The 24426-nt window shown below is 69.8% G+C and carries 20 protein-coding genes and 2 pseudogenes; 9 read left to right on the plus strand and 13 right to left on the minus strand.

From position 1 onward, the window contains the following. Positions 1 to 99: 99 nt before the first annotated feature. Positions 100 to 2493 (minus strand): ATP/GTP-binding protein, encoded by a 2394-nt coding sequence (locus ACIPEK_RS02830; protein WP_401989877.1) that lies wholly within the window; start codon positions 2491 to 2493, stop codon positions 100 to 102. A gap of 301 nt (positions 2494 to 2794) precedes the next feature. Between ACIPEK_RS02830 and gabT the strand changes: the two genes are divergently transcribed. After that, the gene (gabT, locus tag ACIPEK_RS02835) at positions 2795 to 4135 is read left to right on the plus strand and encodes a 4-aminobutyrate--2-oxoglutarate transaminase (RefSeq protein WP_383077345.1); all 1341 of its coding nucleotides are present in this window, start codon (positions 2795 to 2797) and stop codon (positions 4133 to 4135) included. 147 nt (positions 4136 to 4282) lie between these two features. Beyond that, positions 4283 to 5098, plus strand: a complete 816-nt coding sequence (locus ACIPEK_RS02840; RefSeq protein ID WP_401989879.1) for a phosphatase PAP2 family protein — start codon at positions 4283 to 4285, stop codon at positions 5096 to 5098. A gap of 34 nt (positions 5099 to 5132) precedes the next feature. Here ACIPEK_RS02840 and ACIPEK_RS02845 read toward each other — a convergent pair. The 8 genes and pseudogenes from ACIPEK_RS02845 to ACIPEK_RS02880 form a co-directional block, all read right to left on the minus strand. Then, positions 5133 to 5406 (minus strand): annotated as a pseudogene (locus tag ACIPEK_RS02845) (carbohydrate binding domain-containing protein); the annotation flags it as partial. Positions 5407 to 5575: 169 nt separating this feature from the next. Further along, positions 5576 to 6038, minus strand: a pseudogene (locus ACIPEK_RS02850) (hypothetical protein). 146 nt (positions 6039 to 6184) lie between these two features. Further along, entirely contained in the window at positions 6185 to 7600 is a 1416-nt protein-coding gene (locus ACIPEK_RS02855; protein WP_383077343.1) for an NAD(P)/FAD-dependent oxidoreductase, read from the minus strand. Positions 7601 to 7624: 24 nt separating this feature from the next. Continuing rightward, a complete protein-coding gene (locus tag ACIPEK_RS02860) occupies positions 7625 to 8425 on the minus strand; it encodes an ABC transporter permease (RefSeq protein WP_383077341.1) in 801 nt (266 codons plus the stop codon). Then, on the minus strand, positions 8425 to 9351 hold the full coding sequence (locus ACIPEK_RS02865) for an ABC transporter permease (RefSeq protein ID WP_383077339.1): 927 nt from the start codon (positions 9349 to 9351) through the stop codon (positions 8425 to 8427). The genes ACIPEK_RS02860 and ACIPEK_RS02865 overlap by 1 nt, the downstream gene beginning before the upstream one ends. Further along, entirely contained in the window at positions 9348 to 10496 is a 1149-nt protein-coding gene (locus ACIPEK_RS02870; protein WP_383077337.1) for an ABC transporter ATP-binding protein, read from the minus strand. Before ACIPEK_RS02870 ends, ACIPEK_RS02865 begins: the two co-directional genes overlap by 4 nt. Positions 10497 to 10551: 55 nt before the next feature. Beyond that, positions 10552 to 11802 carry a spermidine/putrescine ABC transporter substrate-binding protein gene (locus tag ACIPEK_RS02875; RefSeq protein ID WP_383077335.1) on the minus strand — a complete coding sequence of 417 codons (1251 nt, stop codon included), beginning with the start codon at positions 11800 to 11802 and terminating at the stop codon, positions 10552 to 10554. 42 nt (positions 11803 to 11844) lie between these two features. Beyond that, positions 11845 to 13359 carry a gamma-aminobutyraldehyde dehydrogenase gene (locus tag ACIPEK_RS02880; RefSeq protein ID WP_401989883.1) on the minus strand — a complete coding sequence of 505 codons (1515 nt, stop codon included), beginning with the start codon at positions 13357 to 13359 and terminating at the stop codon, positions 11845 to 11847. 215 nt (positions 13360 to 13574) lie between these two features. Here ACIPEK_RS02880 and ACIPEK_RS02885 point away from each other — a divergent pair, with 215 nt between their 5' ends. Then, on the plus strand, positions 13575 to 14114 hold the full coding sequence (locus tag ACIPEK_RS02885) for an NADAR family protein (RefSeq protein ID WP_401990757.1): 540 nt from the start codon (positions 13575 to 13577) through the stop codon (positions 14112 to 14114). Between the two features lie 107 nt (positions 14115 to 14221). Here the strand turns inward: ACIPEK_RS02885 and ACIPEK_RS02890 are convergent, their stop codons facing one another. Continuing rightward, positions 14222 to 14935: a DUF4190 domain-containing protein gene (locus ACIPEK_RS02890; protein ID WP_401989885.1), complete on the minus strand. Its 714-nt coding sequence runs from the start codon at positions 14933 to 14935 to the stop codon at positions 14222 to 14224. 134 nt (positions 14936 to 15069) lie between these two features. Here ACIPEK_RS02890 and ACIPEK_RS02895 point away from each other — a divergent pair, with 134 nt between their 5' ends. The 6 genes from ACIPEK_RS02895 (at position 15070) to ACIPEK_RS02920 (ending at position 20919) form a co-directional block, all read left to right on the plus strand. After that, on the plus strand, positions 15070 to 16104 hold the full coding sequence (locus ACIPEK_RS02895; RefSeq protein ID WP_383077330.1) for an adenosine deaminase: 1035 nt from the start codon (positions 15070 to 15072) through the stop codon (positions 16102 to 16104). A 22-nt stretch (positions 16105 to 16126) separates the two neighbouring features. After that, the gene (locus tag ACIPEK_RS02900) at positions 16127 to 16831 is read left to right on the plus strand and encodes a glycerophosphodiester phosphodiesterase (RefSeq protein WP_401989887.1); all 705 of its coding nucleotides are present in this window, start codon (positions 16127 to 16129) and stop codon (positions 16829 to 16831) included. Between the two features lie 68 nt (positions 16832 to 16899). Continuing rightward, positions 16900 to 17700: an SAM-dependent methyltransferase gene (locus ACIPEK_RS02905; RefSeq protein WP_401989888.1), complete on the plus strand. Its 801-nt coding sequence runs from the start codon at positions 16900 to 16902 to the stop codon at positions 17698 to 17700. Beyond that, positions 17700 to 18896: a sensor histidine kinase gene (locus ACIPEK_RS02910; protein ID WP_401989890.1), complete on the plus strand. Its 1197-nt coding sequence runs from the start codon at positions 17700 to 17702 to the stop codon at positions 18894 to 18896. The genes ACIPEK_RS02905 and ACIPEK_RS02910 overlap by 1 nt, the downstream gene beginning before the upstream one ends. Further along, the gene (locus ACIPEK_RS02915) at positions 18893 to 19717 is read left to right on the plus strand and encodes a response regulator (RefSeq protein ID WP_401989892.1); all 825 of its coding nucleotides are present in this window, start codon (positions 18893 to 18895) and stop codon (positions 19715 to 19717) included. The genes ACIPEK_RS02910 and ACIPEK_RS02915 overlap by 4 nt, the downstream gene beginning before the upstream one ends. Continuing rightward, positions 19714 to 20919 carry a serine hydrolase domain-containing protein gene (locus ACIPEK_RS02920; protein WP_401989894.1) on the plus strand — a complete coding sequence of 402 codons (1206 nt, stop codon included), beginning with the start codon at positions 19714 to 19716 and terminating at the stop codon, positions 20917 to 20919. Before ACIPEK_RS02915 ends, ACIPEK_RS02920 begins: the two co-directional genes overlap by 4 nt. Here the strand turns inward: ACIPEK_RS02920 and ACIPEK_RS02925 are convergent. From ACIPEK_RS02925 to ACIPEK_RS02935, 3 genes are all read right to left on the minus strand, one after another. After that, on the minus strand, positions 20888 to 21463 hold the full coding sequence (locus ACIPEK_RS02925; RefSeq protein ID WP_383077319.1) for a hypothetical protein: 576 nt from the start codon (positions 21461 to 21463) through the stop codon (positions 20888 to 20890). The two genes, ACIPEK_RS02920 and ACIPEK_RS02925, sit on opposite strands and share 32 nt — an antisense overlap. 54 nt (positions 21464 to 21517) lie before the next feature. Then, on the minus strand, positions 21518 to 22681 hold the full coding sequence (locus ACIPEK_RS02930; protein ID WP_401990760.1) for a PotD/PotF family extracellular solute-binding protein: 1164 nt from the start codon (positions 22679 to 22681) through the stop codon (positions 21518 to 21520). Positions 22682 to 22920: 239 nt separating this feature from the next. After that, the gene (locus ACIPEK_RS02935) at positions 22921 to 24360 is read right to left on the minus strand and encodes a gamma-aminobutyraldehyde dehydrogenase (RefSeq protein ID WP_383077318.1); all 1440 of its coding nucleotides are present in this window, start codon (positions 24358 to 24360) and stop codon (positions 22921 to 22923) included. Between the last annotated feature and the right edge of the window lie 66 nt (positions 24361 to 24426).

Below are 24426 nucleotides of genomic sequence, written 5' to 3' on the forward strand. Positions count from 1 at the left end.
CGATTTTCGCCGTCCCGTACGAACGGCTCCTACCGATTCTGCCAGGGCGGCAGGGTCCGCCGTAACCGCTCCGGCGCCGCGGGCAACTCTGCGTACCGCTCAGCCGTTCAGATCCACCAGCAGGGGCGGCGTGTGCTCCCCCCGTACGGTCGTCAGAGACAGCACCGCGTGTCCGGCGGGTACCCGGTGGGCCAGTTCGGAGGCCGACCAGCGTTCCCGCTCGACCTGGCGCACGGTCACCGCGTCCGTGGTGACCGCCTTGCCGGTGACCAGTTTGCGGAAGGCGTGGATGGCCCGGGTCATCGGCTGGTCGGCGAAGACGGTGCGCTGGGTGACGTCGCGGGTCTCGACCCACTCCGTTCCCCAGGCCTCGGCGAACTTCTTCCCGTCCCACGTCGTGATTCCGGAGAACGCCATCCGGCAGCCGACCGCACCGAGCAGCGCCGTGTGCAGTTGCTCCGGTACGTCGTCGAGGGTGCGCAGGGTGAGTACGGCCCCGGCGTGCGCGGAGCGCAGCCGCTGGATTCCGCGGACGGTGTCAGGGGTCAGGGTGTGGGTCGCGTCATCGAGGATCAGACAGGCGAAGAGGGAACGGTCGGTACGGGCCGCGGCGCTCGCGGTGAACTGGGCGAGTACCAGACGCGCCAGTACCCGGGACGCCTCGGCGTGGCCGCGTTCGGGCAGATCGATACGGACCCGGAGCGGGTGTTCCAGGGCGCGCAGCGAGAAGGGGCGGGCCTTGCCCGTGGTGTCGAAGAACTCGGTGAAGGCGGGCCGGTCGAGCAGGGCGACGCGGTCGGCGAGAGCCGGGCCCGGATCGCCGGGCGCACCGGACTGGCGGGCGCGGCCGTCGAGCTCGCGCTGCATGCCGGGGTGTCCCGTCGCGTCGAGCGCCTCTCGCAGAGCGGCGAGGGCACCGGGCACACCGTCCAGGAGTTCCCGCAGCTCCGGCACGGAGGGGAAACGGCCGTGGGCGGCCCGGAAGGGGCCGAGGAGCTGGGCGAGGGCCGTGGCGGCGCGTCTGCTGTCCACCTCGGGAAGGTCACCGACCAGGCCGTCGGCGAGGACGGTCGCGGCCTCGTCGGGGTCGGTGGTGCCGCCGTACAGATCGAGATCGTGCACGGATGACGGGTCGCCGACCTTGATGACGACGTCGAACCCCTGGTCGCCGCCGAGCTGGGTACCGGCGGCGCACACGGCGACGACGGCGGCCTGTCCGGCGAGCGCCTGCAGCGCGAGGGATTCGACGACGGGCCGGATCAGTGCCCGGCTCTTGCCCGCGCCGGGCGGGCCGACGGCGAGCAGGGACGTGCCCAGCAGCCCGGGATCGAGGGCGATGCCGCTGCCGCGGCGGGCGTACGGGTTGCGCTCGCCGCCCTCGACGGTGCCGAGCCTGACCTGCTGGACCAGCAGATCGTGCCGGGCGGCGCGTACCGGGAGGTCACGTGCGCCGGAGGGGTGGGTACAGGCGGCGGAGCCGTTGCGCAGCACGGTGTCGGTGAAGGCGGAGAGCCTGGAGTGGTCGGCGCGCACGGATGTCCAGGCGCGGCGGATGCGGGCGTAGTCGACATCGTTCATCCGCCCGGACCGGGTTTCCCTGGCGAGCGCGGCGGCGGCCTGGTGCTGTCCGGCGGCACGCAGATCGGGCCACTCGGCCGGGTCCTCCTCGCTGCCTTCGACGATGGCGTCCGCACCGCCGGGCGCGTGCGGCCTCGCCGGGTCGCGGCCGTCCCGGCCGGGAGCCGGCTGCCCGGAGCGGCTGCGGCGCCACAGCTCGGCCCATCGCCCGAGCCTGGCGAACGGCCACACGATCACCAGGGTGAGCAGGGCGTACAGCCCGTAGCTGATCAGCGTGGACTGCGTGCGGTCGTGGCCCAGCCAGCCATGCGGCACCACGCCGAAGACCAGTCCCATCCCCGGCACGGTCCCGTTCCAGACGAGGAGCCAGACCAGCAGCGCACCGATCGCCGCACCGCCCGCCCGTGCGGCGGCCCCCCTGGCGGCGACGCACCGCTCGAAGGCGGCGGGCCAATTGCCCAGCCGGCCGAATCCGTAGACGAGGCCCCCGATGATCAGCAGACGGTAGATGTCGAGCGCACGGACCGCGCCCCGGGTCTGTGGCTCGTCGCCGAACGGCCCCCACCAGTCGCCGGGGGTGAAGAGCTTGAGCGGAACCCGCCAGTACGGGATGTAGTTGTTGCGCCAGAGCGACCAGAGCAGGATGCAGGCCAGCAACGAGATCACCGCGCCGCTCACCAGCGTGCGGTCCGGGGTGCGCTCCTTCTCCTCGGCGGGCCGGGGGGCGTGACCGAGCCGCCAGACACCGGGTTCCGCGGCGGGCCTCGGGGTGCGGAGCCAGTCCCCGAGGGAGGGGCCCGAGGCGGGGGCGTAGCCCGGCCTGGGCGGCAGTCCGGGCGGTGGCGGGCCGGCCGGGCGCGGCACCGGATGACCGGAGCGGGTGCCGCTTGAGTCGTACGTGCCCTCGGTGTCCATGTGCTGTCCCTCGTCCCCTGACCAGCGCCGACCGGTAACTCCGGGCGCAGGCGCCCGAAGTCATCAATCTAGTGCCCCGTACCACCCCGTCGGACGCGGTCCGGCGGGAAGCCTTCGGCCGTGCCCCGGGGCGTTGCCTCCCGCCCGTGCACCGCCGCAGCCCGGCCCCCGCACCCCGTCGCTATGTCCGTGGCGGACAACCGGGTCCGGCCACCACTCCCGAACGGAACATGCCGGACCCCGGGCCTCGCCCATAGCCTGCAGAGAGAGAAGCGTCCGAAACACCCCACAGGAGCCCCTCATGACCGCAATTCCGCAGGAGCGCCGCGTCGTCACTGCCATTCCCGGCCCGAAGTCGGTGGAGCTGCAGGCCCGCCGTCTCGCGACGGTCGCCGCAGGTGTGGGCTCCACCCTGCCGGTGTTCACCGCCCGCGCCGGTGGCGGGATCATCGAGGACGTGGACGGCAACCGTCTGATCGACCTCGGTTCCGGAATCGCCGTGACGTCGGTCGGCGCCTCCGCCGAGGCCGTCGTACGCCGTGCGTCCGCGCAGCTCGCCGACTTCACCCACACCTGTTTCATGGTCACGCCGTACGAGGGGTACGTCGAGGTCTGTGAGCAGCTCGCCGAGCTGACGCCGGGCGACCACGCCAAGAAGTCCGCGCTGTTCAACTCGGGCGCCGAGGCCGTCGAGAACGCCGTGAAGATCGCCCGCGTGTACACCAAGCGCACCGCGGTCGTCGTCTTCGACCACGGCTACCACGGCCGCACCAACCTCACGATGGCGCTGACCGCCAAGAACATGCCGTACAAGCAGGGCTTCGGCCCGTTCGCGCCCGAGGTCTACCGGGTGCCGGTGGCGTACGGCTACCGCTGGCCGACCGGTGCCGAGAACGCCGGCGCCGAGGCGTCCGCTCAGGCCATCGACCAGATCACCAAGCAGATCGGCGCGGACAACGTCGCCGCGATCATCATCGAGCCGGTGCTCGGCGAGGGCGGCTTCATCGAGCCGGCCAAGGGCTTCCTCCCGGCGATCGCGCAGTTCGCCAAGGACAACGGCATCGTCTTCGTCGCCGACGAGATCCAGTCCGGCTTCTGCCGTACCGGTCAGTGGTTCGCCTGTGAGGACGAGGGCATCGTCCCCGACCTGATCACCACCGCCAAGGGCATCGCGGGCGGTCTGCCGCTCTCCGCCGTGACCGGCCGCGCCGAGATCATGGACGCCGCCCACGCCGGTGGCCTCGGCGGCACCTACGGCGGAAACCCGGTGGCCTGCGCGGGCGCGCTCGGTGCCATCGAGACGATGCGCGAGCTGGACCTGAACGGCAAGGCGAAGCGCATCGAGGAGGTCATGAAGGGCCGCCTCGCCGAGATGCAGGCGAAGCTGCCGAACGGCGATGTCATCGGTGACATCCGCGGCCGCGGTGCGATGATCGCGATCGAGCTGGTGAAGTCCGGCACGAAGGACCCGAACCCGGAGGCCGCCGCGAAGCTCGCCAAGGCCTGCCACGCCGAGGGTGTGCTGGTCCTGACCTGTGGCACGTACGGCAACGTCCTGCGCTTCCTGCCTCCGCTGGTGATCGGCGAGGACCTGCTGAACGAGGCTCTCGACGTCATCGAGCAGGCTTTCGGCCAGATCTGACCTGTGCGAACCCCGGCGGTGACGGAAGGCGTTTTCGCCGGGGATGCAGGGGCCCGCGTGAGGGCCTGTGAAGAACGTGTGGGGGGCCGATGGCGGGATCCGTTTCCGTCTGTCGGTCCCCCGTCGGCTGACGTACGGTTTCTGCAGATGAGAGAAACACCCCGCCCGCAGGGGACTGCCGGCGACGCCGGGCCGGAGCTTCCCCAGCACCGTCCTGGCCGTGCCTTCGCGCACACCACTGGAGCCTCTGGCTCCGGAACTCCTCACCGATCGGATGGCCGCTCGCCCCAAACCCCCCGGGGCGCGCGGCAAACCGATCCGACCGGCCGCCCCGGAACCACCCCCCCTGTTCCCGGGCGGCCGGCTCTTCTCATTTCTCTGGTCTCTTCCCTCCTGGCACTCCTCGCGCTCACCACCTGGCAGGTCGCAACCGACGGTCCACTGCGCTCGCTGGACGAGCAGACCGGCCGGGCCCTCGTGGGACACGGCCCCGCCCGGCTGACCGAATTCTTCGCCGACCTCGGCAATATGCAGCTCGCACTCCCGGTCCTGGGCTGCGCGATCGTCTGGGCCCTGGTGCGCGGCGCCCGCCGTGAGCCGTTGTACGCGGCGCTCACCATGGCGGCGGTGCCCCTGCTGGTCGTCCCGCTGAAGGACTGGATCGCCCGCCCGGGACCCCTGACCGACGCCACCGGCTACTACCCGTCCGGCCATGCGGCGACGGCCGCGGTGGCGTACGGGGCGGCGGCGTTGCTGACCTCGCCGTATGCGAGCCGGTCGTGGATGATGCCCGTCGCCGCCGTCTCGCTGACAGCGGCGACGGGCATCGGTCTGGTGCTGCGCGGCTATCACTGGCCGCTGGATGTGCTGGGCAGCTGGTTCCTGTGCGGGCTGCTGCTCCTGCCGCTGGGCCTCAGCTGCCGAAGTAGGCGTCGAAGTTCTTCGAGAACTCCCCGTTGTTGAAGCGGTCCCAGTTGATCGACCACGTCATCAGTCCGGTCACGGACTGGGAACACTTGGCGTTGTCGCTGCCGGCCGGGGTCGCTCTCAGCGCCGAAGTGCCGCTGTGAACCGGTGTACTGACGGCGGCTCCGCTGCCGCCGGTACGGCTCCAGCCGTCCAGGCCGGCCTCGAAGCCGCCGTTGCGCGCCAGGTCGGAGTCGGCGGCGGCGGACGGTGCGGTGGCGGCCAGGCCGCCGGCGGCGAGCAGGGCCGCCGAGAAAGCGGCCAGAAGTCCGGTAAACGGGCGGGGGTCCCGTGCGTTCAACAATGGCCTCCGCGCATGGGGGGAATTGGGCACGGCGGCCACAACATGGTCCAGACCAATCAGGTTGTCAAGACCTCTGGCAGCACTCCGGGCCCCCCGGGTTGCTGCCTGCGGCGTCCGCCGTTCTCTGCGCCCGATCCCCGCAGCCCCCGCCTCCGGTCCCTGCCGTTCCCTCAGTCCGCGCCGCTCTCGGCCCTCCCCGCCGCCGCCTCATGTGTCGCAAGCTCCAGAAGTATCGCGTCGGTGAGCGTTCCCGAGCCGTCCGGCGGGATCAGCCGGCGCACCCCGCCCGTGGCCTCCCGCCCGGGGTGCGGCACGACTGTCCAGGTCCCCTCCCCCGCCCCGCTCCCCGTACACCGGTGCCGACCCAGCGGGTGACGGTGCCAGGCGGCACGAAGAAGCCCATGCGGGCAGCGCCGAAATCGGCGAGAACCGGCCCAGGGTCGATGAGACGGGTGAGCACATCGAGCGTGGGACAGCCCGGCTCCCCCGGAAGAATCAGTACGTCCCAGCGTCGGCCGGCGGGAAGGAGCGCGCCCCCTGGGGATTGCGCTCCCACTCCCGCCGGCAGGCGTCCGGCTCCGGTGCCACCGATGCGAGCCACTCGACTGCTGCTCCGACCCCCGCGCCGGCCATGACCGGTCCCCATTCCGTGTGCACCGGCCATGCATTGCCGGCGCTTCCGCACGGGAGGGAGTGGTGGCACCGGTCCATTACGCGGGTTCGGGCCATCGGTCGGCAGTGAACCGGATCACGCCCCTGAGGGCGGGGGTCCGCCGTGCTCAGCTGTCGAAGCCGAGCCCCAGCCGGTCCATCGTCCGCAGCCACAGATTGCGATGCCCGCCATTGCTGTCCGCCCTGGCCAGGGACCGCTTGGTGAGCTCGATCCCGGCCCAGGCGAAGGGCTCCGGCGGGAACGGCATCGGCTTGCTGCGGACCATTTCCAGAGCGGTCCGCTCATTCTGTTCGCCCGCCAGCAGATCGAGCATCACATCGGCCCCGAACCGGGTGGCTCCGACGCCGAGTCCGGTATATCCGGCGGCATAGGCGACCCGGCCCTGATGGGCCGTACCGAAGAATGCGGAAAAGCGGGAACAGGTGTCAATCGCCCCGCCCCAGGCATGGCTGAAACGGACCCCGGCCAGCTGCGGGAAACAGTCGAAGAACTGGCCCGCGAGCTTGAGGAAGGTCTCCGGTCGCTGATCGAGATCGGCGCTCAGCCGGCCCCCGTACGGATAGATCGCGTCATAGCCACCCCACAGAATCCGGTTGTCGGCCGACATCCGGAAGTAGTGGAACTGATTGGCGCTGTCGCCCAGTCCCTGCCGGTTCTTCCAGCCGATCGAGGCGAGCTGGTCGGCGGTGAGAGGCTCGGTCATCAGCGCGTAGTCGTAGACCGGCACGGTGTACGGGCGTACCCGCTTGACCAGCGAAGGGAAGATGTTCGTGCCGAGGGCGACACGGCGTGCGAAGACCCTCCCGTACGGCGTGCGGACCGCCATTCCGGTGGTCGACCTGGCCAGTTCGAGGCCCCGGGTGTGCTCGTACATCCGCACTCCGAGGTCGAGACAGGCCCGCTTCAGCCCCCAGGCCAGCTTCGCGGGATGCAGCATGGCGACCCCGCGCCGGTCCCAGAGCCCGCCCAGGAACGTGGGCGAGTCGACCTCGGCGCGCAGCGCGTCCCGGTCCAGGAATTCCACCCCCGTGAAGCCGAGCCTTTCGGCCTCCTGGTGCCATTCCTGAAGCTCTGCGAGCTGGTGGGGTTCGGTGGCGACATCGATTTCGCCGGTGCGCTCGAATTCGCAGTCGATGGAGTAGCGGGCGACGGCGGCCTCGATGGCATCGAGGTTCCGCTCGCCCAGCTCCTCCAGCTTCCTGATCTCGTCCGGCCAGCGCTCCAGGCCGTTGGGCAGACCATGGGTGAGGGAGGCGGCGCAGAATCCGCCGTTGCGGCCCGAGGCGGCCCAGCCCACCTCGTGCCCCTCGATCAGTACGACGTCCCGCTCCGGGTCGCGTTCCTTGGCGATCAGCGCGGTCCACAGTCCGCTGTAGCCGCCGCCGATGACGAGAAGATCGCAGTGCTCGTCACCGGTGAGCGCGGGCAGCGCTTCGGGCCTGCCGGGGTCGTCGAGCCAGAACGAGACCGGCTTGGCGTCGGAGAGTGATTGTGCAGCAGTACGCATGGCGACCGGGGCCATGGTTTCCAACTCCTTCGTGGCTTTCTATCGTGCGTTGTTCTTCCGCCGGTTCGCGATCAGCTGGCCGGCGACAACCACCGTGACGGCAATGATGAACATCGCCGTACCGATGACGTTGATCTGCACGGGCGTGCCGCGCTGTGCCGATCCCCAGACGAACATGGGGAAGGTCACGGTGGAGCCCGCGTTGAAATTGGTGATGATGAAATCGTCGAAGGAGAGCGCGAAGGCGAGCAGCGCTCCCGCCGCGATTCCGGGGGCGGCGATCGGCAGCGTCACCCGCAGGAAGGTCTGCACGGGTCCCGCGTACAGATCGCGGGCCGCCTCCTCCAGCCGCGGGTCCATCGACATCACACGCGCCTTGACGGCCGTCACCACGAAGCTCAGGCAGAACATGATGTGCGCGATGAGGATCGTCCAGAAGCCCAGCTGTGCGCCCATGTTGAGGAAGAGCGTGAGCAGCGAGGCGGCCATGACGACCTCGGGCATCGCCATCGGCAGGAAGATCAGCGAGTTGATCGCGCCGCGCGCCCGGAAGCGGTAGCGGACCAGCGCGAAGGAGATCATCGTGCCCAGGACGGTAGCGCCGACGGTTGCCCAGGTGGCGATCTGCAGGGACAGCGAGAGCGAGCCGCACATGTCGGCGACGCCGCAGGGGTCCTTCCAGGCGTCCAGGGAGAAGTGCTGCCAGGCGTAGTTGAAGCGCCCCTTCGGCTTGTTGAACGAGAACACCATCACGACGACGTTCGGAAGGATCATGTAGGCGAGGGTCAGCAGACCCGCGATGACGATCAGATTCCGGCGTATCCAGCGCAGTACGGGCATCAGACCAGGTCCTCCGTCCCGGAGCGGCGGATGTAGACGGTGACCATGATCAGGACGACCGCCATGAGGATGAAGGAGAGCGCGGCCGCCGTCGGATAGTCGAGGACGCGCAGGAACTGGGTCTGGATGACGCTGCCGACCATCTTGGTGTCGGTGGAGCCCAGCAGTTCCGCGTTGACGTAGTCACCGCTGGCCGGGATGAAGGTCAGCAGAGTTCCGGAGACGACTCCCGGCATGGAGAGCGGGAAGGTCACCTTTCGGAAGGTGGTGGCGGGGGTGGCGTACAGATCGCCGGCCGCCTCGTGCAGCCTGCCGTCGATCCGCTCCAGCGAGGTGTAGAGCGGCAGGATCATGAACGGCAGGAAGTTGTACGTGAGACCGCAGACCACCGCCATCGGCGTGGCCAGCACCCGGTTCGACTCGGTCCAGCCGAGCCAGCTGGTGACGTCCAGGATGTGCAGCGTGTTCAGTACGTCCACGACCGCGCCGCCGTCCGCGAGGATCGTCTTCCAGGCGAGCGTACGGATCAGGAAGCTGGTGAAGAACGGCGCGATGACCAGCACCAGGACGACATTGCGCCAGCGGCCCGCCTTGAAGGCGATGAGGTACGCGAGCGGGTAGCCGAGCAGCAGGCACAGGAGCGTGGCGGTGCCCGCGTACAGCAGGGACCGGATGAATTGCGGGTAGTAGTCCTTCAGCGCGTCCCAGTAGGTCTGGAAGTGCCAGGTGACCTCGAATCCCTTCTCCAGGGATCCCGTCTGTACGGAGGTCGATGCCTGGTAGACCATCGGCAGCGCGAAGAAGACGACGAGCCACAGGATGCCGGGGAGCAGCAGCCAGTAGGGGACGAGGCGCTTGCGGGCGGAGGCCTTACGTACTTTCGGCTCCGTGAGCGGCGCGACAGGTGGCGCCTGGGTGACGGTCACGCCGCGTCCTCCACCGTCTCCACACCGGCGTCGATGTCCTGACTGGCGTCCAGGCCGAAGGTGTGCGCGGGGTTCCAGTGCAGGACGACCTCGGCACCGGGGGCGAGCCGGGCATCACGCTCGATGTTCTGCTCGTACACCTGCAGCGCCTTGCCCGCCGGGCTCTCCACCACGTACTGCGTGGACACTCCGATGAAGCTGGAGTCGACGATCCGGCCGGTGACCCGGTTGCGGCCGTCGGCTATCTCGTCCGCGTCGTCGGCGTGCGCGAGCGAGATCTTCTCCGGGCGTACGCCGAGCAGCAGCTTGCCGCCGTTGGCGGTCGGGGCCGAACATCGCTCGGTGGGCAGCCGCAGCTTTCCGCCGCCGGCCGCCACGACGATGTCCGTGCCCGCGGAGACGATCTCGCCCTCGATGAGGTTGGACGTGCCGAGGAAGTTGGCGACGAAGGTCGTCTTCGGGTTCTCGTACAGATCGGCGGGGGCGCCGAGCTGCTCGACCCGGCCCCCGTTCATCACCGCGACGGTGTCGGCCATGGTCATGGCCTCCTCCTGGTCGTGGGTGACGTGGATGAACGTGATGCCGACCTCGGTCTGGATGCGCTTGAGCTCCAGCTGCATCTGGCGGCGCAGCTTGAGGTCGAGGGCGCCGAGCGGCTCGTCGAGGAGGAGTACCTGCGGGTGGTTGATCAGGGCGCGGGCGACGGCGACGCGCTGCTGCTGGCCGCCGGAGAGCTGGTGCGGTTTGCGCTTGGCGAAGTCGCCGAGCTGGACGAGCTCCAGCATCTCGTCGACCTGCTTCTTCACCGACTTGATGCCGCGCCGGCGCAGACCGAAGGCGACGTTCTCGGTGATGTCGAGGTGCGGGAAGAGCGCATAGCTCTGGAAGACCGTGTTGACGGGCCGCTTGTACGGGGGCAGGTCGGTGATGTCCCGGCCGCCGAGCGAGACGGTGCCGGTGGTCGCCTCTTCCAGGCCCGCGATCATCCGCAGGGTGGTGGTCTTGCCGCAGCCGGACGCGCCGAGCAGCGCGAAGAAGGAGCCCTGCGGGACGGTCAGATCGAGCGGTTTGACGGCGGCGAAGGAGCCGTACGTCTTGCTGATCCCGGTGAGGCGGACGTCGCCGCCTGTCTGCTGCTGTGTCATGGATCGCGGTCCCATTGGTGTCAGGGGAGATCGGGGAAAGGAATGCGCGCGGCGGTCAGGCACCGATGAGTTTGGCGAACTTCTCCTCGTACGCCGTCTCTTCCTCGGCCGTCAGGGAGCGGAAGGCGTGCGACTTGGCCGCCATCTCCTTGTCCGGAAGGATCAGGACGTTGTCGGCCATCGCCTTGTCGATCTTCGCCAGTTCGTCGCGGACTCCGTCGACCGGACAGACGAAGTTGATGTACGCGGCAAGCTGGGCGGCGACCGTCGGCTCGTAGTAGTAGTCGATGAGCTTCTCGGCGTTGGTCTTGTGTCTGGCCTTCACCGGGACGAGCAGGTTGTCGCTGGATATGACGTATCCGGCGGCCGGGACGGCGTACTTGATGTCCGGGTTTCCGGCCTGGAGCTGAATGATGTCACCGGCCCAGGCGACACAGGCGGCGATGTCACCCTTGTCGAGGTCGGCCGTGTAGTCGTTGCCGGTGAACCGCCGGATCTGGTTCTTGTCGACGCCCTTCTGGAGCCGGCCGATCGCGGCGTCGTAGTCGGCGTCGGTGAACGTGCCGAGGTCCTTGCCCATGTCGAGCAGGGTCAGACCGATGGAGTCGCGCATCTCCGAGAGGAAGCTGACCCGTCCTTTGAGCTTCGGGTCGTCGAGCAGCTGGCTGACGGAATCGACCTTGCGGCCCCCGGTCGCCTTGGAGTTGTAGGCGATGACGGCGGGGATGCCCGCCCACGGGTACGAGTAGGCGCGGCCGGGGTCCCAGTCCGGGGAGCGGAACTGCGCCGACAGGTTCGCGTAGGCGTGCGGCAGGTGCGAGGGGTCGAGCTTCTGCGCCCAGCCGAGTCGGACGATACGGGCGGCGAGCCAGTCGGTGACACAGATGATGTCGCGGCCGGTGTCCTGGCCGGCCGCGAGCTGCGGCTTGATCTTGCCGAAGAACTCGACGTTGTCGTTGATGTCCTCGGTGTACTTGACCTTGATCCCGGTGCGCTCCGTGAACGCCTCCAGGGTGGGCCGGTGCTTGCCGTCGTCGGTGACGTCCATGTACTCGGTCCAGTTGGAGAAGTTGACCTGCTTCTCCTTGGCCGAGTGGTCGTCGGAGGCCGCCGCGGCGTCCCCCTCCCGCTTCGCCGGCGGGATGCCGCAGGCGCTCAGTGTGCCGAGACCGCCGATCGCGAGCGCCCCCATGCCGGAGGCGCGCAGCAGCGATCGGCGGGTCAGGGCGCCCCGGCCGCCGGTCAGACTGCGTCGCATCGCGGCCAGTTGGGCCGCGGAGAGACGCTCGGGCTCGTACTGCTCCATGCGCGTTGCCCTTTCGGGTGTGTGTGGCCGGGGTCGGCCGGCTTATCGGTCCCCGAAGATCGTGCGGTGCCAGTCCTTTTCGGCGACCGCGGTGTTGTCGTACATGACGTGCTTGACCTGGGTGTACTCCTCGAAGGAGTACGCCGACATGTCCTTGCCGAAGCCGCTGGCCTTGTATCCGCCGTGCGGCATCTCGCTGATGATCGGAATGTGGTCGTTGATCCAGACGCAGCCCGCCTTGATCTCGCGGGTGGCGCGGTTCGCCCGGTACAGGTCGCGGCTCCAGGCGGAGGCGGCGAGTCCGTACGGGGTGTCGTTGGCGAGGCGGATGCCCTCGTCGTCGGTGTCGAAGGGCAGCACGACCAGGACCGGGCCGAAGATCTCCGACTGGACGATCTCACTGTCCTGTGCGGCACCGGCGACCAGGGTCGGCCGGTAGTAGGCACCGGCCGCCAGTTCGCCGCCGGGGGCCTCGCCGCCGGTCACGACGGTGGCGTAGGCGCGGGCTCGCTCGACGAATCCGGCGACCCGGTCCCGCTGGGCGTGGCTGATCAGCGGGCCGAGGTCGGTCGACGGGTCGAAGGGGTCGCCGAGCCGGACGGTTTCCATCAGCTCGGCGACGCCCTGCACGAAGGCGTCGTAGAGCGGGCGCTGGACATAGGCGCGGGTGGCGGCGGTGCAGTCCTGGCCGGTGTTGATGAGCGCTCCGGCGACCGCGCCGTTGACCGCGGCTTCGAGGTCGGCGTCGTCGAAGACCACGAAGGGAGCCTTGCCGCCGAGTTCGAGGTGCAGGCGCTTGACGGTGGAGGTGGCGATCTCCGCGACCCGCTTGCCGACGGCGGTGGAGCCGGTGAATGAGGTCATGACGACGTCCGGGTGGCCGACGAGATGCTCGCCGGCCTCCTTGCCCGCCCCCGTGACGATGTTGATCACGCCGTCGGGGATACCCGCCTCCGTGGCCGCCTGGGCGAACATGAGCGAGGTCAGCGGGGTGATCTCGGCGGGCTTCAGCACGATCGTGTTTCCTGCGGCGATGGCTGGGAGGATCTTCCAGGCGGCCATCTGGAGCGGGTAGTTCCAGGGCGCGATGGAGCCGACGACGCCGATCGCCTCACGGCGCACGTAGGAGGTGTGGTCGCCGTCGTACTCGGCGGCCGACTTGCCCTCCAGATGGCGGGCGGCGCCCGCGAAGAAGGAGGTGTTGTCGACGGTGCCGGGCACATCGAACTCGGTGGAGAGCTTGATCGGCTTGCCGCACTGGAGGGACTCGACGTAGGCGAAGTCGTCGGCCTGCTCGGCGAGGACGGCGGCGAAGCGGTGCATCGCCTCGGCCCGCTCCGCCGGAGTCGCGCCCGACCAGCCGGGGAACGCCTCGCGTGCGGCGGCGACGGCCGCGTCGACATCGGCGGTGCCCGCCAGTTCGTAGGTGTGGACGGTCTCGCCCGTCGCCGGGTTCACCACCTCGTGATGACGTCCCGATGTACCGGACCGCAGCTTTCCGCCGATGAATTGTGCGCCGTCCGCGAAGCGGTCCCGCACCTGGATGCCGTTGCCCATGACGCTCTCCTCCGCCGCTGTCCCCGGAATGTGGGGCGGCGTAGCCTTTGCTCGATTTGACTGCCGATCCTGACAGAGCGGCTCGACCCCAACAAGTGATTCCGTTGTTGCCTTTTGGTTACGCAACGGAATCTGTCGACCATGTGTCGTGTCGTTGCGGAATTCCCCGTACGGAGTGTCAGTGGCGGATGCCAGACTCGCGTGTCATGGAACGCATGCACGATCTCCTGGCTCGGACCGAGCGCGGCGAGAAGGTGAAGTACCTGCACTTCTGGGGGCATCGCCCGCGGCCCGACGGCAGCATCGGTGCGAGCTGTCTCAGTCAGTGGTGGCCGGCCCCCTTCACGGTCGACGGGGTGACGTATGCGTCGGCCGAGCACTGGATGATGGCCGCCAAGGCGCGACTCTTCGGCGACGCCGAGTCGGAGACCAGGGCCGTGTCGGCGAAGAGCCCTGCCCAGGCGAAGAAGGTGGGCCGGCTGGTCCGCGGTTTCGACGAGGCGGTGTGGGAGCGCGAGCGGTACGCACTGGTGGTGGCCGGCAGCATCCACAAGTTCGCCCAGACCCCGGAGCTGCGGGAGTTCCTGCTGAACACCGGGGACAGGGTGCTGGTCGAGGCGAGCCCGATGGACCGGATCTGGGGCATCGGGCTGGCGGCGGACGACCCGCGTGCGGAGAATCCGACGACCTGGCGGGGGCTGAATCTGCTGGGGTTCGCGCTGATGGACGCGCGGGCGGAGCTGCGCGCTCCATGAGGCGGCCGGGATGACCGAGGGCCGGGCGGGCCGGGCTCCGGCCCACCCGGCCCTCGGGTGGAGACTGCTGTCGTTACTACGAGGGTTCGGTGCGGGGCACCGACGGACTACGACGCGTAGGGCTCCTCGTAGACGGTCTGGTCGCCGGTCGTGCCGCCCTCCTCGAAGTTGCCGCTCGCCATGCCCCAGATCATGAGTGCGAGGAACGCCCCGCTGATGACGATGCCGATCGATCCGAGGATGATTCCGGCGAGCGCCATGCCGCCGTTGGTCGCCTCGTTCCGCCTGGCCCGGCCCCGGCCGATGATGCCGAAGATCAGCGCGAGGACACCGAGGACGACCCCCAGGCCCCACATGCAGAACCCCACGACAGCGATGATGCCGAGCACCATCGCGGCGATGCCGAGGCCGTTCGCGGGCGCCGGGCCGGCCCAGGGCGTCTGGCCGTAGCCGGGGTAGCCCGGGTAGCCGGCGCCGTACGGAGGGACGGGTGGCGCCGGGTAGCCGTACTGTCCCCCCGCCGGCGGGACCTGCTGGCCCGGTCCGTTCGGTGCGATCGGCGGCGGCGGCACCTCCCCGGGGCCGAACCCGGCCCCGGAGCCGGGCACCGGCCCGGTCTGCCCTCCCGGGCCGAACCCCGGTCCCGTGGCGGGCGCGGGACCGTCCTCCACACCCGGCATCGAGGTCGCCGTCGGCTGATCGTGCACAGCAGGCGGCCGGGGATCACCGGCCTGCTTCTCCAGCGGCACCCTGCTGTCCGGCGGAGCCCACGGATCGCGCGGCGCGGCCCCGCCCGCGGGCTGCTCTGTGTTGTCTGACATGTGCCTCCCCCATCGTGATCCCGTCATGCTACGGCCCAGCACCGTCCGGCAGGACGCGGCCTACGATGATCCCCGTCCCCTGCCCGGCCGACCGCGCCCGGCACCCGAACCGTCCCACGCCCCCGGAGTATCCGATGACCGATCTGCACCCCTTCATCGCGGGGCTGCCCAAGGCGGAACTGCATGTCCACCACGTCGGGTCCGCCTCGCCCCGTATCGTCGCCGAGCTGGCCGCGCACCACCCCGACTCCAAGGTCCCCACCGACCCCGAGGCACTGGCCGACTACTTCACGTTCACGGACTTCAGCCACTTCATCGACGTGTATCTCTCCGTCGTGGACCTGATCCGCACCCCGGAGGACGTCCGGCTGCTGACCTTCGAGGTCGCCCGTGACATGGCCCGGCAGAACATCCGTTACGCGGAGCTGACCGTCACCCCGTTCAGCTCGACCCGGCGCGGCATCCCGGAGCAGGGGTTCATGGAGGCGATAGAGGACGCCCGCAAGGCCGCCGAGGCCGAGCTCGGGGTCGTACTGCGCTGGTGCTTCGACATTCCCGGCGAGGCCGGGCTCGAATCAGCCGAGGAGACCACCCGGCTCGCCGTGGACCTCCGTCCCGAGGGGCTCGTCTCGTTCGGGCTCGGCGGCCCGGAGGTCGGCGTGGAGCGCCCGCAGTTCAAGCCCTACTTCGACCGGGCGATCGCCGAGGGCCTGCACTCCGTGCCGCACGCCGGGGAGACCACCGGGCCGCAGACCGTCTGGGACGCGCTGACCCATCTGCGCGCCGAACGCATCGGCCACGGCACCAACTCCGTCCAGGACCCGAACCTGCTGGCCCACCTCGCCGAGCACCGCATCCCGCTGGAGGTCTGCCCGACCTCGAACATCGCGACCCGCGCGGTGGCCGACATCGAGCAGCACCCGGTCAGGGAGATGGTGCAGGCGGGCGTCCTGGTCACCATCAACAGCGACGACCCGCCGATGTTCGGCACGGACCTCAACAACGAGTACGGGGTGGCCGCCCGTCTCCTCGGTCTGGACGAGCGGGGTCTCGCGGCGCTGGCGAAGAACGCGGTCGAGGCGTCGTACCTCGACGCGGCCGGCAAGCGGACGCTGGCCGCCGAGATCGACACGTACACGACGAACTGGCTGGAGCGCACCGGCCGCTGACCCCGGTGGCCACAATGGCCTCATGGCCACCACTGTCACCGCCGTAGCCCATCGCGGCGATCCGTACCGTGTCCGCGAGAACACGCTGCCCTCGATCCGCTCCGCCCTCGAACGGGGGGCGGACGCGGTCGAGGTCGATGTGCGAGTCACCCGCGACGGTGTACCGGTCCTGCTGCACGACTCCACGCTGAAGCGCCTGTGGGGCCATGACGTGCGTCTCGACCGGCTGACCCACGAGGAGCTCACCGAGCTGACCGCGGGCGGTGTGCCCACACTGCGCGACGCGCTGCTCGCCGCCGGGACGCACCGCGTCATGGTCGATCTGCCCGGCTCCACCGATGATTCGGTACGCAGGATCGTCGGCGTGGTGCGCGAGTGCGGGGCCGGTGAGCGGGCGTACTACTGCGCGGGCCCGGATGCCATGCTGCGGGTGCGCGCCGCCGATCCGTCCGCGGAGATCGCCCTGACCTGGACGACACTCGCGCCACCACGCGCCGCGCTGCTGGACGCGGTGCGGCCGAGGTGGCTGAACTACCGGTTCGGTCTGGTGGACCGGGAGCTGACGGACCGTCTCCACCGGGACGGACTGCTGGTCTCCGCCTGGACGGCCGACACCAGGCGCACCATGCGCCGCCTCGTCCGGCAGGGGGTCGACTCGATCACCACCAACCGGGTCGACGCCCTGCAGAGGGTCCTCACCAACTCCTCGGCCACCGGCTCCACTTGATCGGTCCGGCATCATGGACAGCGCCGCATCCGCCGTGATGCCAGGCCGGGAGCCAGAGGAGCAGAGACGTGACCGAAGCCCGCACCACCCCTCTCGACGACCGCATCCGTTGCGACATCGCCCACAACGCGCGGGTCTGGAACCACTGGCTCGGCGGCAAGGACAACTACCCTGCGGACCGCGCCGTCGGCGACCAGGTCACCGGCATGTATCCGAGCATCGGCGAAGTGGCACGCGCCGACCGGGCGTTTCTGGGGCGGGCCGTCCGGTATCTCGCCGGTGACGCGGGGATCGGCCAGTTCCTCGACATAGGCACCGTCCTGCCGACCGCCGGCAACACACACGAGGCCGCCCAGCACTCCGCCCCTGACTCCCGCATCGTGTACGTCGACAACGACCCGATCGTGCCGGCGCACGCCCGCGCGTTGCTCACCAGCTCACCGGAGGGCGCGACCGAGTACATCGAGGCGGACGCACGCCACCCGGAGCAGATCCTGCGGGTCGTCGAACCGACGCTGGACCTGAAGAAGCCGGTCGCGGTCATGCTGCTCGGCGTCCTCAACTTCGTCCTCGACACGGACGAGGCGCAGCACATCGTACGGACGCTGATGGACGCGATGCCGTCCGGCAGCCATCTGGTGCTCACCCACCCCACGCTGGAGCTGGGCGGCGAGGGCAACGAGGCGGCGATGCGGTTCTGGAACGAGAACGCCACCCCGCCGATCACCGCGCGCAGCCGCGCCGAGTTCGCCGCGTTCCTGACGGGGCTCGAACTCGTGGAGCCGGGCATCGTTTCGTGCGCACGCTGGCGCGCGGGGCCCGGTGCGGTGGAGGTCGCCCAGTTCGGCGCGGTGGCGCGGAAGCCGTAATGGACATACGGGGGGTGTGGGCGCGCGCCCGGGAGCTGTGGAACACCGGCCCCTGGGCGACGGACATCGGGGTGGCCCTGCTGGTGCAGGCCGCCGTGTCGATGCCGTGGGTCGTCCCCCGGGATCCCGGTCTGGAGCCGGCGACGGCGACGGCGTATCTGCTGACCACCCTCACCGTGGTGCCGCTGGTGTGGCGGCGCCGGGCGCCGGTGCGCGTACTCCTCGCCGTCTTCGCGGCCCAGGCGCTGTACGGGCTCGCCGTCGACGGCCCCGGACAGACGCTGCCGTACACGGGCCTGGTCGCCCTCTACACCGTGGCGGCGCTCTCGCCGTCGCCCGGGCGCCAGGTCCTCGGAGCCCTGACCCTCGCCGTGGTCTTCCCGTCGACCGCGTTCAACACGGGTGAGGCGCGTGAGCTGGTGTTCTCGCTCATCGTCTTCGCCGCGGCGTACGCCTTCGGCCGGTTCACCCACACCCGGCAGGCGTACACCCGGGCCGTGGAGGACCGGGCCAGGCAGCTGGAGCTGACGCACCGGATAGAGGCGGAACGGGCCGCGGCCCGTGAACGGGCGCGGATCGCACGGGAGATGCACGACATACTGTCCCACGCGGTGAGCCTGATGATCGTGCAGGCGGAGGCGGGTCCGGTGGCGGTCCGTACGGCGCCGGAGCGCGCGGAGGCGGCGTTCGAGGCAATCTCGGAGACGGGCCGGGACGCGATGGTGCAGCTGCGCCGGATGCTCGGTGTGCTGCGTGAGAGGGAGGCGGACCCGGAGTCACCGCGCGAGCCCCAGCCCGCACTGGCCGCGCTGCCCGGCCTCGTCGAGCGGGTCCGCGGCAGTGGTCTGGAGGTCTCCTTCGAGGTCATGGGCCCGGCCCGGCCGTTGGCGCTGGACACCGAGGTCGCGGTCCACCGGATCGTGCAGGAGGCCCTGACGAACGTGGTCAGGCACGCCGCCGCCCGGACGGTGTCCGTGCGGCTGGTCCACGGCCCCGCCGAGCTGGTCGTCCGCATCGTCGACGACGGGCGCGGTCCCGGCACGGGGACCGGCGCCGGACTCGGCCTGGTGGGCATCGCCGAACGGGCGGCCGCCCACGGCGGAACGGCCCGCACCGGCCCCGGCCCGGACGGCCGGGGGTTCCGGGTGGAGGTCACCCTGCCCCTAGTAACGTCCCGGGTGGAGGTGGGCAGTTGACGATTCGCGTGATGGTGGCCGACGACCAGGAGCTGGTACGCAGCGGCTTCGCGATGATCCTGGACGCACAGGCGGACATCGAGGTCGTCGCGGAGGCCGGTGACGGTGCGCAGGCGGTCGAGGCGGTGCGCCGGCTGAAGCCCGAAGTCGCCCTGCTGGACATCCGGATGCCGGTCATGGACGGGATCGAGGCCTGCCGCACCATCAGCGCGGAGACCGGCTGCCGGACGGTCATGCTCACCACGTTCGACTCCGACGAGTACGTCTACGAGGCTCTGCACGCGGGCGCGAGCGGCTTTCTGCTCAAGGATGTCCGCAGGGACGATCTGGTGCACGCGGTACGGGTGGTGGCGGCCGGCGACTCCCTGCTCGCCCCCTCGGTGGCCCGTCGGCTGATCGCCGACTACACCTCCCGCCCCGTCGGCGGCGCCGTCTCCTCCGAACGGCTCGATGTACTGACCGCCCGCGAGCGCGAGACGCTGCTGCATCTGGCCCGCGGTCTGTCGAACGGGGAGATCGCGGCAGCACTGGTCGTCAGCGAGCACACGGTGAAGACCCATGTGGGCAATGTGCTCGCCAAACTGGGGCTGCGCGACCGCATCCAAGCAGTGATCTGCGCGTACGAGACCGGTCTTGTCGCTCCCTCGCCGGAGGGAGCCGAAGCACTCCTCTCCCCCGCACAGGTGAGAAGAACTCCCTCCCGAGACCCCCCGCTCCGGGGATCCGCCGAGGCCCGGCGCTCACCAGGATGGAATCCGACAACAGCGACGGCGCAGCGACTGGGCCGTCATGGATTCCACGCCCCGGAGGCCCCACGATGAACGCCCGCACCCGCACCGCCCTCGCCGCCGCCCTGGTCCTCGGTCTCGCGGCGGGTCCGGCCGCTCCGGCTCTGGCCGCAGGCGCCCCGAAGCCCGCCGCCACGAGCACCGCGGCAAAGGCCCCGGCGTACGGCGCCCCGGACGCGAAGGCGCTGGCCGCCGCCATCGCCGGGCTGCCGGGCGACACCGCGACGGCTGCGCTGGCACGGCTCTCGGGCACCTCCGGTGCCTGGCGCGGCAGCTCCGGCCTCCATGATCTGAGGTCCGGCAGCCCGGCCGACCCGGATGCCCGGTTCCGGGCGGGTTCGGTGACCAAGGTCTTCACGGCGGCCACGCTGCTCCAGCTCGCCACCGAGAAGAGGGTCGACCTGGACCGGCCGGTGCGGGCCTATCTGCCCGAGCTGATCCCGGCGGCGTACGAGAAGGTCACCGTGCGTCAGTTGCTGAACCACACCAGCGGTCTGCCCTCCGCCGACTTCGCCGGCACGACTGTGGAGGAGTGGTACGAGAACCGCTTCCTGGTCCACACCCCGCGGGGGATGGTCGCATCGGCGACGGCGAAGCCGCCGGAGTTCCCGGCCGGGAAGCGCCAGCACTACCTGAACATCAACTACACCGTGGCCGGGCTGCTGATCGAGAGGGTCACCGGCCACACCTACGAGAGCGAGGTCACCCGCCGCATCATCGAGCCTCTCGGTCTGCACGGCACTTCGTACCCCGGCGCCGATCCCCTCATCCACGGCCCGCACAACCACGGCTACCAGACGATGAGGCTCGACGACGGAACGACCGGACTACGCGATGTGAGCGTCTGGGGCGCGACCGACGGCTGGGCGGCGGGCGACATCATCTCCACCACCGCCGATCTGGAGCGGTTCACCAAGGCCCTGTTCCGCGGCCGGGTGGTGCGCGGGCCGTTGCTGGAGGAGATGTTCACCCTGCCCGGGCCCTCGGTCCGTGACTACGAGTCCGGCGCGCCCGCGGCGTACAGCGCGGGCCTGACCTCGTGGCGGCTGGGCGGCCACGAGGTCTGGGGCAAGACCGGTGGCCGCTGGGGTTACAACGCGGGAATAGGGGGCACCCGCGATCTCTCCCGCACCCTCGTCTACAGCGTGAACTCCACGGACGCGAAGGGACAGGGCACCAACGACGTCGTGATGGGCCTGATCGTCAGCGCCTTCGGAGCCCCGGCGCGGGAGTGACTCGGACGGCCGTCGCGGCGGAGAGCGGTTCCGGTGCCGGTGTCTGCGGCAGGGCCTCCAGCCGCTTGATCATGCGGCGTACGACGAGCAGCGGGATCACCCCGAAGACCCCGAACGACATGTCGATGACCGACCACCAGAAGGGGATGTCCCGGATCGGTCCGCAGATCAGGGCCAGCGGGATGATGCCGGCGCAGGCGATCATGCCGAACTCGATGACCCAGATGTTGCGGACCGGATCGCGGTACGGACCGTAGAAGGCGACCGCGATGACCAGATGGGCGAAGGCCAGCCAGTCGGTGCCGTACAGCACGAAGGGGTACTTCGCGTCGGCCTCGTCGAGTCCGGTCCGGACGCGGGTGATCCACTCCATCAGGGCGGGGAAGTGCTCGGGGACGGGCGAGGCCGAGGAGCTCAGCAGCTCCTCGGCCCAGCGGAGTTCGTGGACGAGCGGGAAGGCGGTCAGCCCGCTCAGTACCAGACAGACGATGAAGACGACCAACCACACGCGTATACGCCTCTGCAGGGCGCGTCGCTCGCTCATGTCCGCAGCGTACGCCGGGATTTACTGGCTCTTTACGTCACCCCTGGCAGGGCTTCACAAGCCGACGATGGAGTTCCACTTCTTGGCGAACTCGGTGCGTTCCTCCGAGGTGATGTCCCGGGCGATCGCCAGCCGTTTGCGCATGGCGTCGTCGGGGAAGATCAGCGGGTCCTCGGCGAGCGCGGCGGCCTCCTCGTCCTTGGAGGAGGCCAGCACCTCGCGGGCGGCCGGGACGGGGCAGACGTAGTTCACCCAGGTCGCCAGCTCCGCGGCCACCTCCGGCTCGTAGTAGTAGTCGATGAGCTTCTCGGCGTTGCGCTTGTGGCGGGCGAGGTTGGGGATCATGAGGGACTCCGCCCAGAGTTCGGCGCCCTCCTCCGGCACCACGAACTCGATCTCCGGGTTGTCTGCCTGGAGCTGGATGACATCGCCGGAGTAGGCCTGGCAGGCGAGCACATCGCCGGTCGACAGGTCCTTGATGTAGTCGTTGCCGGTGAAGCGGCGGATGTGCCTCTTCTTCACCAGCTTCTCCACCTGCTCGCACACCTCGTAGAAGTCGTCCCGCTTCCAGCGGGTGATGTCGACGCCGTTGCCCTGCATCAGAAGGGCGAAGGACTCGTCGAGCCCGGACAGCAGCGTCACCTTGCCACGCAGGTCGTCCGCCCACAGATCGCTCAGGTGCTTGATCTCCCGGCCGAGCTTCTTGCGGTTGTACGCGATGCCGGTGATCCCGGACTGCCAGGGGACGCTGTGCATCCGGCCCTTGTCGAAGGCGGGCGAACGCAGCTGCGGATCCAGGTACTTGGCGACATTGGGCTGCTTGGCCCGGTCCATCTCCTGCACCCAGCCGAGCCGGACGAACCGGGCGGCCATCCAGTCGCTGATGACGATCAGGTCCCGGCCGGTCTCCTGGTGGTTCATCAGGGCCGGGCTGATCTTTCCGAAGAACTCGTCGTTGTCGTTGATCTCCTCGGTGTACGTGACGGAGATCCCGGTCCGCTTGCTGAACGCGTCGAGCGTGGGCCGCTTCGACGTGTCCTCGTCGTCGGTGTCGATGTACAGGGGCCAGTTCGCGAAGTGCAGGAAGTGGTCACGCGCCGATGTGTCGCGACCGGCGCGGTCACCGGGCTCCACATAGGCGGCGGGCACTCCGCAGCCGGCCAGCGTGACACCGCCCGCTGTGGCCCCGAAGGCGCGCAGCAGGGACCGGCGGGACATGAGGTTCTTCGGGGTTGCTCGCACCTGCGCAGAATGCCGGTCGGGCGACGGCGCGGGCAATGGACCAACCGTCCAGCAGCACACGCTCCGTCCGCACACCCTGTCGATGCCGTCGCCGGTTCCGGCGCCAATGCCGGTGCCGGTGCCGGTGCCGGTGCCGGTGCCGGTGCCGGTGCCGGTGCCGAACGGAAACGGCCCCGGACTCATGCCCGGGGCCGCTCACCGCAACTGACGAACGCTCAGCCGTCGAGCGAGGTCATGACGTGCTTGATGCGGGTGTAGTCCTCGAAACCGTACGCGGAGAGGTCCTTGCCGTAGCCGGACTTCTTGAACCCGCCGTGCGGCATCTCGGCGACGAGCGGAATGTGGGTGTTGATCCACACACAGCCGAAGTCGAGGTTCTTGGACATCCGCATGGCGCGGGAGTGGTCCTTGGTCCACACCGAGGAGGCCAGGGCGTACTCGACACCGTTGGCGTACTCGACGGCCTGGGTCTCGTCCGTGAACTTCTGGACGGTGATGACCGGGCCGAAGACCTCGTTCTGGATGATCTCGTCGTCCTGCTGGAGGCCGGAGACGACGGTCGGGGCGTAGAAGTAGCCCTTCTCGCCGACCCGGTGGCCACCCGCCTCGACCTTGGCGTGGGCGGGGAGCCGCTCGATGAAGCCGCTGACCTGCTTCAGCTGGTTGGCGTTGTTGAGCGGGCCGTACAGCACGTCCTCGTCGTCCGGCTGCCCCGTCTTGGTGTCGGCGGCGGCCTTGGCGAGGGCGGTGACGAACTCGTCGTGGATCGACTCGTGGACCAGGACGCGGGTCGCGGCCGTACAGTCCTGGCCCGCGTTGAAGAAGCCCGCGACGGAGATGCCCTCGACGGCCTTGGCGATGTCGGTGTCCTCGAACACGACGACCGGGGCCTTGCCGCCGAGCTCCAGGTGCACTCGCTTGACGTCCTTGGCGGCGGACTCGGCGACCTGCATGCCGGCCCGTACCGAACCGGTGATGGAGGCCATCGCCGGGGTCGGGTGCTCGACCATCGCGCGGCCGGTGTCGCGGTCCCCGCAGATGACGTTGAAGACGCCCTTGGGGAGGATCTGGCCGATGATCTCGGCGATCAGCACGGTCGACGCCGGGGTGGTGTCGGACGGCTTGATGACGACGGTGTTGCCCGCGGCGAGCGCCGGGGCGAACTTCCAGACGGCCATCATCATCGGGTAGTTCCACGGCGCGACCTGCGCGCAGACGCCGACCGGCTCGCGGCGGATGATCGAGGTGAGGCCCTCCATGTACTCGCCGGCCGAGCGGCCTTCGAGCATCCGCGCGGCACCCGCGAAGAAGCGGATCTGGTCCACCATCGGCGGGATCTCTTCGGTGCGGGTGAGCTCGATCGGCTTGCCCGTGTTCTCCGACTCGGCGGCGATGAGGTCCTCGGCGCGCTCCTCGAAGGCGTCCGCGATCTTCAGCAGGGCCTTCTGGCGCTCGGCGGGCGTGGCGTCGCGCCAGGCGGGGAAAGCGGCCGCGGCGGCGTCCATCGCGGCATCGACATCGGCCTGGCCGGAGAGCGGCGAGGTCGCGTAGACCTCTTCCGTCGCCGGGTTGACCACGTCGATGGTCCGCCCGTCAGCGGCGTCCCGGAACTCTCCGTTGATGTAGTTGCGCAGACGGCGCACCTCGGTGGTCACAACCACCCCTCCTGTCGACACGTCCAATGGATGAGATGACCAGCCTAGTCGCTCAGGTATCGCTTT

The sequence above is a fragment of the Streptomyces sp. NPDC088246 genome, assembly GCF_044741025.1.
Lineage (GTDB): Bacteria > Actinomycetota > Actinomycetes > Streptomycetales > Streptomycetaceae > Streptomyces.

Bases quoted from the DNA above. Each gene is read 5' to 3' on its own strand.
- ACIPEK_RS02830 (WP_401989877.1), bottom strand. From the start codon at position 2,493: ATGGACACCGAGGGCACGTACGACTCAAGCGGCACCCGCTCCGGTCAT.
- gabT (WP_383077345.1), top strand. From the start codon at position 2,795: ATGACCGCAATTCCGCAGGAGCGCCGCGTCGTCACTGCCATTCCCGGC.
- ACIPEK_RS02840 (WP_401989879.1), top strand. From the start codon at position 4,283: ATGAGAGAAACACCCCGCCCGCAGGGGACTGCCGGCGACGCCGGGCCG.
- ACIPEK_RS02855 (WP_383077343.1), bottom strand. From the start codon at position 7,600: ATGGCCCCGGTCGCCATGCGTACTGCTGCACAATCACTCTCCGACGCC.
- ACIPEK_RS02860 (WP_383077341.1), bottom strand. From the start codon at position 8,425: ATGCCCGTACTGCGCTGGATACGCCGGAATCTGATCGTCATCGCGGGT.
- ACIPEK_RS02870 (WP_383077337.1), bottom strand. From the start codon at position 10,496: ATGACACAGCAGCAGACAGGCGGCGACGTCCGCCTCACCGGGATCAGC.
- ACIPEK_RS02875 (WP_383077335.1), bottom strand. From the start codon at position 11,802: ATGGAGCAGTACGAGCCCGAGCGTCTCTCCGCGGCCCAACTGGCCGCG.
- ACIPEK_RS02880 (WP_401989883.1), bottom strand. From the start codon at position 13,359: ATGGGCAACGGCATCCAGGTGCGGGACCGCTTCGCGGACGGCGCACAA.
- ACIPEK_RS02885 (WP_401990757.1), top strand. From the start codon at position 13,575: ATGCACGATCTCCTGGCTCGGACCGAGCGCGGCGAGAAGGTGAAGTAC.
- ACIPEK_RS02890 (WP_401989885.1), bottom strand. From the start codon at position 14,935: ATGTCAGACAACACAGAGCAGCCCGCGGGCGGGGCCGCGCCGCGCGAT.
- ACIPEK_RS02895 (WP_383077330.1), top strand. From the start codon at position 15,070: ATGACCGATCTGCACCCCTTCATCGCGGGGCTGCCCAAGGCGGAACTG.
- ACIPEK_RS02900 (WP_401989887.1), top strand. From the start codon at position 16,127: ATGGCCACCACTGTCACCGCCGTAGCCCATCGCGGCGATCCGTACCGT.
- ACIPEK_RS02910 (WP_401989890.1), top strand. From the start codon at position 17,700: ATGGACATACGGGGGGTGTGGGCGCGCGCCCGGGAGCTGTGGAACACC.
- ACIPEK_RS02920 (WP_401989894.1), top strand. From the start codon at position 19,714: ATGAACGCCCGCACCCGCACCGCCCTCGCCGCCGCCCTGGTCCTCGGT.
- ACIPEK_RS02925 (WP_383077319.1), bottom strand. From the start codon at position 21,463: ATGAGCGAGCGACGCGCCCTGCAGAGGCGTATACGCGTGTGGTTGGTC.
- ACIPEK_RS02930 (WP_401990760.1), bottom strand. From the start codon at position 22,681: ATGTCCCGCCGGTCCCTGCTGCGCGCCTTCGGGGCCACAGCGGGCGGT.